This window comes from Campylobacter sp. RM12640 (assembly GCF_020137595.1).
Lineage (GTDB): Bacteria > Campylobacterota > Campylobacteria > Campylobacterales > Campylobacteraceae > Campylobacter_E.
In genome coordinates this window covers 23,696-34,404 of the sequence record NZ_JACGAU010000020.1, presented here as the reverse complement: position 1 = coordinate 34,404, position 10,709 = coordinate 23,696, and the positions used below count along the sequence as shown (strand labels likewise).

The following is a 10,709-nucleotide window of genomic DNA, read 5'->3' as shown; positions in this document are numbered from 1 at the left end:
ATTTTTATCTTTTGTTTGATATTGTTTTGGTTAATTAGAACTTGAATAGTTCTAATTTTTATCTATCTATTATATTTTTAGGTAGAGTGATGATATTTTTCATAAGTATAAAAGGACTTGTTAATATATCTTTAGCTAGGCTAGTTTTATATTCAAGATTGTCTAAACTACCGCTAATTTTTAATTGAGTAGCTATTTTATTATCCTTACCGCCTATAAATATTTCTTTTACGATAGGAATATTGCTTATGATTTTATTTGTATTTTTTAGAGTAAAAATATTAAGAGTAATATCTGCTGTTTTTGATTTTGTATTAATAATGCCTTGACCGCTACAATCTATGTTGTAACCTAAAATATTAACCTTATCAATATTTATAATGTCATTTTTATTTCTAAATTCAATTGAGCCAAATTTTATCCCTAAACCTTTTTTTGTAAAACCCGGTTTATTAAAAGTTACTAAAGCCGGTATGCTTTCTATAAATGCGATTAGATTTATGTAGTTTTTAGTATTTGATAAATAGGCATTTCTTATATTAATTAAGCCTTCATAATCACTTAAAGTATTGCCTTTTGCATCTAAATCAATTTCTCCACTTATAAAAACTTCTTTATTTACGATTTCATTTAGTGCTTGATGGCTTAGTTCTCTTAGGTAGGCTTTAAAATTGTTTTTTCCTATTTGGGCTATCAAATCTCCACCTTTAATAAAACTTGCACTGATTGAAGTTTCATAAGGATTTTTATTCAGTTTTAAATTCTTGAAATTAAATAAAAAATCTTTATAAATAATCTTAGAATTTAATAAATTAAGAGCTATATTGTTATTGCTATCATTATTTTCATCATTATTTAATTTATTTGCGTCTATTATTAGATTATTTAGATTAATAGTTGTTTTATTGTTTTGAGAATTTAAATTAATAAGATTGCTTTTGGTATTTATTGTGGTTATGTTGTTTTGAATACTTATATAAAAGTCATCTTGAGTATATTTATAATTATTATCTAAATTATTTGGATTATTTTTATATAAATTAAAATCAAATTTAGCATTAAATATATTTACAAAAAATGCCCCATCTTTACTACTTAATTCAATATCTCCATCATTAAAATTTAATTTTTTAAGTTGCTTTGAATAACTAACAATACTTGAAATATCGCTTTTTATAAGTAAATTTTTATCAAAATATATTGTGGTATTTAATGCCGGAAAATCTAAAGTTTTATTATTTAGATTTAAATTCATTTTTGCTTTATCGCTATAATAAAAATAATCTTTATAATCAATTCCTAAAGTCTTTATATTTACACTTGCTAATTTGGTTTTGGTATCTAAATTTATATCCGCATTGCTTATTTTTAATTCTTTTGTATCTGCATTACCTTGAATTGCTACTAAATTATCATTTACACTTATATTTAAATTAGCGTTAAAGTTAAAATTACTAAAAGAATAATTTCCATTGGTTTTAACATCTACTTTTACATTGTGAGTATGGTCGTTGTTTAGTTTTATATTAACTAAGGTGCTTGTTTTACCACTATTTTGCTTTAACCCTAAAACAACATTATAAGCATTTAGTATTTTTTCTATTTCACTATTGTAAAGCGTATTATTTGAGATGATATTTATATCAATATTTGGCTTTAATAAATTATCTATTGTTAAATTAAATTCATCAATAGTCGTGATATTGTCTTGAGAATTTAAATTATTTGCTAATAGCTTTAAACTATAATCTTTTAAGCTTAATTTAACTTCTTTTGCATAAGCATTTGGTGCTTTATCATTATAATTTGCAATTACATTTGTAAAAACACCTTCTCCTAAGGTATTTTCTAGTTGATTATTTTTTATTTTTACAATAAAGCTACCTTTAAAATTATCAAATTTTACTCTAGTTATTAGCCATTCTTTTAGTATTGGTTTTAAATAATTTTCAATATGTTTAAATGCTTCTTGCTGATTTTTAATCTCTAAATTATCAACGCCTAATAAAAAATCATTTTTTGTATTTATTATATTTATTTTTGCGTTTAAATCATTGTTTATAGAGTGTAAATATCCTTTAATTTCAACATCTTTAGCTATTTTTATATCTCCATAAAAATATAAGTTTTTATATTTTAGATTTGTTATGTTTGCTAAAAGCTCATTTGAGTATAAATTTATTTTTATATTTGCTTCAATATCATCTGATTGGATATTCAATTGGTTTTCATCATAATATATTTTTACTAAAGCATCATTTATTTGAATATTTTTTATATTAATACTTTGAAAAAATAAAAATACTTGTTTGTATTCTTTAAGACTTAATATTTTTTTTCTAATTTGATTTATATCTAGTGCTTCGTTGCTATTTGCTTTTTTTATATAAACTTTATTTATATTTAAGATTAGTTTTTTATCAAGTTTCAAATAAAGCTCAGAGATTTCAATATTAATTAATTTAAAATCCTTAATTGAAATTCCATTGGCTAATACAAATACAAAGGCGATTATTAAGAATATGAATATAAAAAGAATTTTAATTATTTTATTTATGTGTTTTGATGTTTTAAGCATTTTTGTCCTAGCGATTTTGTTTTACTTATTGCAGCCTGTTAAGTCAAATTCTGTTGTATTTATACCACAAGGCTCTAATGCTAAAATTATAACAAGTTTAAATAACACTAAATTGCAATTTAGCAAAATAGACCAATATTTGTTATTATTTTTTGGACACCCGCAAAGTGGTTGGATAGCAGTATCTAAACCTATTTTAACAAGATATGAATTTTTAAAAGAGCTAACTACAAATAAAGCAGCGTTAGTTAATCTTACTTTAATTCCAGGTGAAACAAGTGAATATTTTTTAAGAGAAATTGCAGCAAAAAAACTTAATTTAAATCCTGATAAATTATTAGATGAATTATATTCTCAATCAAATAGAAAAGAAGGTATGCTAACTCCTGATACTTATTCAATTCCATTAGGAATTAGTGAAAGATTGTTTATAAAATATTTATTAGAATTTACAAAAAAAAGAAATGAAACAATTAGTAAAAAAGTGTTTGGAGATTATACTGAATATAAATTTTATAGATTTATTATAGTAGCTAGTATTATTCAAAAAGAAGCTGCTAATGAAAGCGAAATGCCTATTGTAGCGAGTGTTATTTATAATAGATTAAATAAAGGTATGAAACTACAAATGGATGGAATGCTAAATTATGGTATGAATTCTCACATAAAAGTAACTCCACAAATGATTAGAGAAGATAATTCAGAATTTAATTCTTATAAAAATTCTGGTTTACCAAGTGTTTCAATTTGTAACGTTTCTACACAAGCAATTTTGGCAGCAATTTCTCCAGCTAAGACAAATTATTTATATTTTATGAGAGATAAAAGGACTGGTACACATAGGTTTAATACAACTTTAGCGGCTCACGAAAAAGAAATAGAAAGGCAAAGATAAGAGTAATTTAATTTTTTTTGATTTACTCTTTTTTAACTTAGCAGTTATACATTCATCTAAAATTTAATTAAAGGAGTTACGATGAGTATTGTATATACTTTCACAGATGAATCGCCAGCGCTGGCAACTTTAAGTTTTTTACCAATTGCAAAGGCTTTTTTAAAGCATGCAAATATTGAAATTACTACAGCTGATATTTCATTGGCAGCAAGAATAGTTTCTAGTTTTCCAGAGTGTTTAAAAGATGAGCAAAAGTGTGAAGATGCACTTGCAAAACTTGGTGAATTAGTAAAACTTGATGGAGCAAATGTAATTAAAACTCCAAATATTTCTGCTTCTATTCCGCAACTTAAAGCTTGCATAAAAGAATTACAATCAAAAGGATATAATGTTCCAAATTATCCAGATGAACCACAAAATGATAGCGAAAAAGCAATCAAAGAAAAATATGCAAAAGTTTTAGGTTCTGCTGTAAATCCTGTTTTAAGACAAGGAAACTCAGATAGAAGAAGCACAAAAGCTGTAAAAGAATACGCAAAAGCAAATCCATATAAAACAAAAACCTTTAGTAAAGATAGTAAAAGTTGTGTAACTTGTATGAGTAGTGATGACTTTTTCTCTAATGAAAAGGCAACTTTAATCAAAGAAAACGGCACTGCTAAATTATATAAAGTTGTAAATGGGGCTAAAACTGAGCTAAAATCTTTTGAAGTTGTAAAAGATGAAGTAATGGATGCGACTTTTATGAATGTTGCAAAACTAGATGAGTTTTATGAAAAACAAATCAATCACTGCAAACAAGAAAATATTTTATTCTCACTTCATTTAAAAGCAACTATGATGAAAGTAAGTGACCCTGTATTATTTGCTCACGCTTTAAAAGTTTATTTTAAAGATTTATTTGCTGAATTTGGCGATGAGTTTGCAAATCTAGGCATTAATCCAAACAATGGTTTAAGTGAGCTTTTAAGTAAGGTTGAAAACTCAAGCAAAAAAGATTTAATCCTAAAAAGATACAAAGAAATATTAAATACAAGAGCACCAATTTCAATGGTTAATTCTGATAAAGGTATTACTAATCTTCATGTTCCAAGTGATGTAATTGTAGATGCTTCAATGCCTGCAATGCTTAAAAATGGTGCTAAATTGTGGGATAAAAATGGTGCAGAAATGGATACAAATGCTGTTATTCCTGATCAAACATATGCAACAATTTATCAAGCAGTTTTAGATGATATGAGAGCTAATGGAAGTATTAATCCAAGTGTGGTTGGTTCGGTTAGTAATGTTGGTTTAATGGCTAAAAAAGCTCAAGAATATGGCTCACATGATAAAACTTTCATAGCTGATTGCGACGCTACTTATCAAATAGAGTTAAATGGCGAAGTTTTATTATCACACGATGTTAAAAAGGGTGATATTTATAGAATTAATTTAGCAAAACCTGATGCAATAGCAAACTGGATAAAACTTGCAAAACAAAGATGTGAATTAAGTGGCGAGCAAGGAATTTTCTGGCTTGATAGCAAAAGAGCAAGTGATAGAATAATCATTGATTTAGTTAAAAAAGAATTAGGAGAAACTTTCTTAATCTTAAGCCCTTATGAAGCTTGCAAAAAAAGTTTAGAAATTATTAGAAGTGGTAAAAATTGTATATCAATTACAGGTAATGTTTTAAGAGATTATTTAACAGACCTTTTCCCAATACTTGAATTAGGAACAAGTGCGAAAATGCTTTCAATAGTTCCAATGCTAAATGGCGGAGCTATGTTTGAAACAGGTGCGGGTGGTTCTGCTCCAAAACAAGTTGAGCAAGTTGTATTAGAAAATCACTTAAGATGGGATAGTTTAGGCGAGTTTTTAGCTCTTCAAAGCTCACTTGAATTTGAAGGAAACAAAGGCAATGCAAAAGCAAAAGTTATGGCAGAAGCTTTTGATGAAGCAATATCTCATTATTTAAATGAAAATAAAGCTCCAAGTAGAAATGCGAAAGAAAACGATAATAGAACAAGTCATGTGTATTTTGCAATATATTTAGCGAATGCACTTGCTAAGCAAAATAATGATGAAAGTATGAATAAGTTTTTTAAAGTTATTGCTGATAAACTTAATTCAAATTCTTCTATAATCATTGAAGAATATATGAATGAAGAAGGTAAAGCAGTTGAATTAGGTGGATATTATGTTTTAGGCGAAGTAGCTGAAAAGATAATGAGACCAAGTGTTACATTTAATGAAATTTTAAAATCAATTTAAGGAGAAAATATGAATATACACGAATATCAAGCAAAAGAAATTTTTGCTAAATTTGGTGTGCCTACTTTAAAAGGTAAGGTTGCATTTAGTGTTGAAGAAGCTGTTGCAAACGCAAAAGAATTAGGTGGAAGTGTTTGGGCTGTAAAAGCTCAAATCCACGCTGGTGGTCGTGGTTTAGGTGGCGGTGTAAAAATCGCTAAGAATTTAGATGAAGTTAAAATGTATGCTGAAAAAATATTAGGTATGAACCTTGTAACTCATCAAACAGGACCAGAAGGAAAACTTGTTAGAAAACTTTATATTGAAAGTGGTGCAAATATTGCTAAAGAATATTATTTAGCACTATTATTTAATAGAATGGAAGAAAAAATCACAATCATTGCTTCAAGTGAAGGTGGTATGGATATAGAAAAAGTTGCAGCAGAGCAACCTGAAAAAATAGCAAAAGTTACAATTGACCCTGCAATTGGCTTTAAAATGTTTCACGGACTTGAAGTAGTAAAAGTTTTAGGTCTAAATAAAGATGAAGGTAAAAAATTAATAACATTTATAGATAAATTATATAAATTATATTTAGCAAAAGATGCAAATTTAGTAGAAATTAACCCATTAATCAAAACTGCAGAAGGCGAGTTTTTCGCACTTGATGCTAAGATGAGTTTTGATGATAGTGGTCTTTATAGAAATCCAGATATTGCAGAATTAAAAGATGAAACAGAAGAAAACCCAGCAGAGCTAGAAGCTAGTAAATATGGTTTAAGTTATGTAAAACTTGATGGCGATGTGGCTTGTATGGTAAATGGTGCAGGTCTTGCTATGGCTACAATGGATATTATTAATTATAGTGGCTGCAAACCAGCAAACTTCTTAGATGTTGGTGGTGGAGCAAGTGCTGAAACCGTTGCAAAAGCATTTGAGATTATTATGAGAGATAAGAATGTAAAAGTAATTTTCATTAATATTTTTGGTGGTATCGTAAGATGTGATAGAATTGCAAATGGTGTTTTAGAAGCTACAAAAACAACTAAAATTGATATTCCTGTAGTAGTTCGCTTAGATGGAACAAACGCTAAAGAAGCAAAAGAAATTCTAGATAATTCAGGTCTTAAAAATATTCACGCAGCAACAGATTTTGCAAATGGTGCTGAAATTGTAAAAAGCTTAGTAAAGTAAGGAGAAAAAATGAGTATATTAGTAAATAAAAATACAAAAGTAATAGTTCAAGGCTTTACAGGTAAAGAAGCTACATTTCACGCAGAACAATGTATTGCTTATGGTACAAATATAGTTGGTGGTGTAACTCCATTTAAAGGTGGAGAAACTCATTTAGGAAAGCCTGTATTTGATACAGTTAAAGAAGCAGTTAGTAAAACTGGTGCTGATACAAGTTTAATTTTCGTTCCTCCTTTTGCTGTTGGAGATAGTATCATTGAAGCTGCTGATGCAGGAATTAAACTTGCAGTAGTAATCACAGAACATACTCCTGTAAAAGATATGATGTTCGCAAAAGCTTATGCAAATAAAAAAGGTATGAAAATCATTGGACCAAACTGCCCAGGAATTATCACTGCAGATGAATGTAAATTAGGAATTATGCCAGGCTTTATATTTAAAAAAGGAAATATCGGTGTAATTTCTAAAAGTGGAACTTTAACTTATGAAGCAGCAAATCAAGTTGTTTTAGGCGGTTATGGAATTACAACTGCAGTTGGAATTGGAGGAGACCCAATCATAGGTCTTGCTTATAAAGAATTATTAGCTGAATTTGAAAAAGATAGCGAAACTAAAGCTATAGTTATGATAGGTGAAATTGGTGGAAGCTTAGAAGTTGAAGCTGCTAAATTTATAAAAGAAAATATCACAAAACCTGTTGTAGCATTTATAGCAGGTGCAACTGCTCCAAAAGGTAAAAGAATGGGTCACGCAGGTGCTATTGTAGGAAGTGCTGATGAAAGTGCTGCTGCTAAAAAAGAAGCTTTAAAAAGCTATGGTGTTCATGTAGTTGATTCTCCTGCAGATATCGGTAAAAAAATCAAAGAAATTTTAAAATAATTAAAGCCTAGATAATCTAGGCTTAGAAAGGTTAAAAATGGAAAATAATAATAATGCACCTGTATGGGTGGATGAAAAAAGATGTAAAGCCTGTAATATATGCGTAAGCTATTGTCCTATGGGCGTTATTGCTATGAGAGATGAACCAAGTGCTGTTTTAGGTCAAATGATTGAAGTAGTTAATCCAGAATCATGCATAGGTTGTAGAGATTGTGAAACTCATTGTCCTGATTTTGCGATTAATGTTGCAGATGCTAAAGGTTTTAAATTTGCAAAACCTACTCAAGAAGGTAAAGATAGAGCGGCTGCAATTAAAGCTAACAATTTTAAAAAGTTAAAGGCGTAAAGATGAGAGAAGTAATATCAACAGGAAATAATTTAATAGCTCAAGCTGCAATTGATTGTGGTTGTTCTTTTTTTGGTGGTTATCCAATAACTCCTAGTAGTGAGATAGCTCATGAATTAAGCCATATGCTACCAAAAGCTGGTGGAACATTTATTCAAATGGAAGATGAAATAAGTGGAATTAGCGTTGCACTAGGTGCGGCTATGAGTGGTGCAAAAGCAATGACTGCAAGTAGTGGTCCTGGAATTAGCTTAAAAGCAGAACAAATAGGGCTTGCATACATAGCTGAAATTCCAATCGTAATAGTAAATGTTATGCGTGGTGGTCCATCAACTGGTCTTCCAACTCGTGTTGCTCAAGGCGATTTATTTCAAGCAAAAGCTCCAAGTCATGGAGATATAGCAAGTATTGCTATTGCACCTGCTAGTCTTGAAGAAAGCTATAATCTAACAATAACAGCATTTAATTATGCTAATAAATATTCAACTCCAGTATTTTTATTAATGGACGAAACGGTTGGACATATGAATGGTAAAGCAATTTTACCTGATGTAAAAGATTTAATAATAGAACCACGCCGTGAATTTACAGGAGACCCAAAAGATTATAAACCTTATAAGGCTGATATGGACGAACCTGCTACATTAAATCCATTCTTTAAAGGCTATCGTTATCATATAGCTGGTCTTCATCACGGAGATATAGGTTTTCCAACTGAAGATGGCAAAATAGTTGATTATAATATGAGAAGATTAGTTGGTAAGATTAAAAATAAAGTAGATGAATTAGCACTTTATGAAGAATATATGTTAGATGATGCTGATATTTGCATTATTGCTTACGGAAGCGTTGCTCGTGCTGCAAAAGAAGCAATTGCAAGACTTAGAGCACAAGGATTGAAAGTAGGTTTATTTAGACCAATTACTTTATATCCAGTTCATGAGAAAAAAATAGCGCAAGTTTGCTCAAGATTTAAGAAAATTTTAGTAACAGAATTAAATATGGGACAATATTTAGAAGAAATTCAAAGAGCAAGTAAGAGAGATGATTTTGCTAGCTTACATAGAGCTAATGGTCGTCCAATAACTCCAAGTGAAATTGAAGCAAAAGTAAAGGAGAGTTTCTAATGGCTTTTAATTATGATGATTATTTAAGAGTAGATAAAATGCCTACTCAGTGGTGCTGGGGATGTGGTGATGGTGTTGTTTTAAAATGTATTATTAAAGCAATTGCAAAAATGGGTTGGAATATGGATGATGTTTGCGTAGTTAGTGGTATTGGCTGTAGTGGTCGTATGAGCTCATATGTAAATTGCAATACCGTTCATACAACTCATGGTCGTGCATTAGCTTATGCAACTGGTATTAAATTAGCTAATCCAACTAAACATGTAATAGTTGTAACAGGTGATGGCGATACAACTGCAATTGGTGGTAATCATTTAATCCATGCTGCAAGAAGAAATATTGATTTAACTCATATTATGATTAACAACTTTATTTATGGACTTACAAATTCTCAAACAAGCCCAATGACCCCACAAGGATTTTACACGGTTACAGCTCAATTTGGTAATATTGACCCTACATTTGATGCTTGCGAATTAGTAAAAGCTGCTGGAGCTAGTTTTATAGCTCGTGGTAATGTAATTGATGCTGCTAAACTTGAAAATATGATTTATAAAGCAATGGCTCATGAAGGATATAGTTTTATTGATTGCTTTAGTAACTGCCATATTAATTTAGGTCGTAAAAATAAAATGGGCGAAGCTGTTCAAATGCTTGATTGGATAAGTAATCGTTCTGTTGAAAAATCTAAATTTGACAAATTAAGCGATGAAGAAAAAGTTGATAAATTCCCAGTTGGAATTTTATATGAAAATAAAACTAAACCTGAATATTGCAAAGCTTATGAAGAAGTTCGCCGTGCTGCTAAAGAAGGTAGAATGGTTAATTTAAATGCTTTAGGGGGTGCTAAATGAAATTTCAATTAAGATTTGGTGGAGAAGGCGGTCAAGGTGTAATTACCGCTGGTGAGATTTTAGCAGCTGCTTGGATGGAAAAGGGTGGAAGTAGTAAAAAAGGTGCTTATGCTATAAAAGCTAGTACATATACTTCTCAAGTTCGTGGTGGTCCAACTAAGGTTGATATTATTTTAGATGATGAAGAAATATTATTTCCTTATGCAGTTGAAGGCGAAATTACTTTTATGCTTTCAACTGCTCAAAAAGGCTATTCTGGTTTTAAAGATGGTGTTTGTGAAGGTGGAATAATAGTAGTTGAGCCAAATCTAGTAAAACCAAGTGAAGAAGATAGAAAGAAATTTAAAATATTTGAAATTCCAATCATTACAATAGCTAAAGATGAAGTTGGCAATGTGGCTACTCAATCAGTTGTTGCGCTTGCAATTGCGGTATATATGAGCAAATGTATGGATACTGATGATGTAAAAGAAGTTATGTTAAGTCATGTGCCACCAAAAACTCGTGATGCAAATGCTAAGGCTTATGATTTAGGTATAAAATACGCTAAAAAAGCTTTAGGAGAATAATTTTAAGCCCTTTATAGGGCTTAAATATTAAT

At 29.6% G+C, this 10,709-nt stretch carries 9 protein-coding genes; 8 read left to right on the top strand and 1 reads right to left on the bottom strand.

Annotation, left to right across the window (positions count from 1 at the left end; translation table 11 throughout):
* Nucleotides 1–58: 58 nt before the first annotated feature.
* Nucleotides 59–2,578: a YhdP family protein gene (locus AVBRAN12640_RS07805; RefSeq protein ID WP_336608876.1), complete on the bottom strand. Its 2,520-nt coding sequence runs from the start codon at nt 2,576–2,578 to the stop codon at nt 59–61.
* On the opposite strand from AVBRAN12640_RS07805, the gene mltG reads away from it, so the two are divergent.
* The 8 genes from mltG to AVBRAN12640_RS07765 all read left to right on the top strand — a co-directional run bounded on the left by mltG (nt 2,475) and on the right by AVBRAN12640_RS07765 (nt 10,677).
* A complete protein-coding gene (gene mltG, locus AVBRAN12640_RS07800) occupies nt 2,475–3,473 on the top strand; it encodes an endolytic transglycosylase MltG (RefSeq protein ID WP_442862236.1) in 999 nt (332 codons plus the stop codon). The two genes, AVBRAN12640_RS07805 and mltG, sit on opposite strands and share 104 nt — an antisense overlap.
* An 81-nt stretch (nt 3,474–3,554) precedes the next feature.
* Complete coding sequence (locus AVBRAN12640_RS07795; protein WP_336608875.1) at nt 3,555–5,729, top strand: NADP-dependent isocitrate dehydrogenase; 2,175 nt, start codon at nt 3,555–3,557, stop codon at nt 5,727–5,729.
* A gap of 9 nt (nt 5,730–5,738) precedes the next feature.
* A complete protein-coding gene (sucC, locus tag AVBRAN12640_RS07790) occupies nt 5,739–6,902 on the top strand; it encodes an ADP-forming succinate--CoA ligase subunit beta (RefSeq protein ID WP_214118504.1) in 1,164 nt (387 codons plus the stop codon).
* A gap of 9 nt (nt 6,903–6,911) precedes the next feature.
* Nucleotides 6,912–7,781 carry a succinate--CoA ligase subunit alpha gene (gene sucD / locus AVBRAN12640_RS07785; RefSeq protein ID WP_214118506.1) on the top strand — a complete coding sequence of 290 codons (870 nt, stop codon included), beginning with the start codon at nt 6,912–6,914 and terminating at the stop codon, nt 7,779–7,781.
* A gap of 37 nt (nt 7,782–7,818) precedes the next feature.
* Nucleotides 7,819–8,127, top strand: coding sequence for a 4Fe-4S binding protein (locus tag AVBRAN12640_RS07780; protein ID WP_214118508.1), 309 nt, complete (start codon nt 7,819–7,821; stop codon nt 8,125–8,127).
* A gap of 2 nt (nt 8,128–8,129) precedes the next feature.
* Entirely contained in the window at nt 8,130–9,254 is a 1,125-nt protein-coding gene (locus AVBRAN12640_RS07775) for a 2-oxoglutarate synthase subunit alpha (RefSeq protein ID WP_336608874.1), read from the top strand.
* On the top strand, nt 9,254–10,108 hold the full coding sequence (locus tag AVBRAN12640_RS07770; RefSeq protein ID WP_214118511.1) for a 2-oxoglutarate ferredoxin oxidoreductase subunit beta: 855 nt from the start codon (nt 9,254–9,256) through the stop codon (nt 10,106–10,108). Before AVBRAN12640_RS07775 ends, AVBRAN12640_RS07770 begins: the two co-directional genes overlap by 1 nt.
* The gene (locus AVBRAN12640_RS07765) at nt 10,105–10,677 is read left to right on the top strand and encodes a 2-oxoacid:acceptor oxidoreductase family protein (protein WP_336607530.1); all 573 of its coding nucleotides are present in this window, start codon (nt 10,105–10,107) and stop codon (nt 10,675–10,677) included. Before AVBRAN12640_RS07770 ends, AVBRAN12640_RS07765 begins: the two co-directional genes overlap by 4 nt.
* The last annotated feature ends 32 nt before the right edge of the window (nt 10,678–10,709 follow it).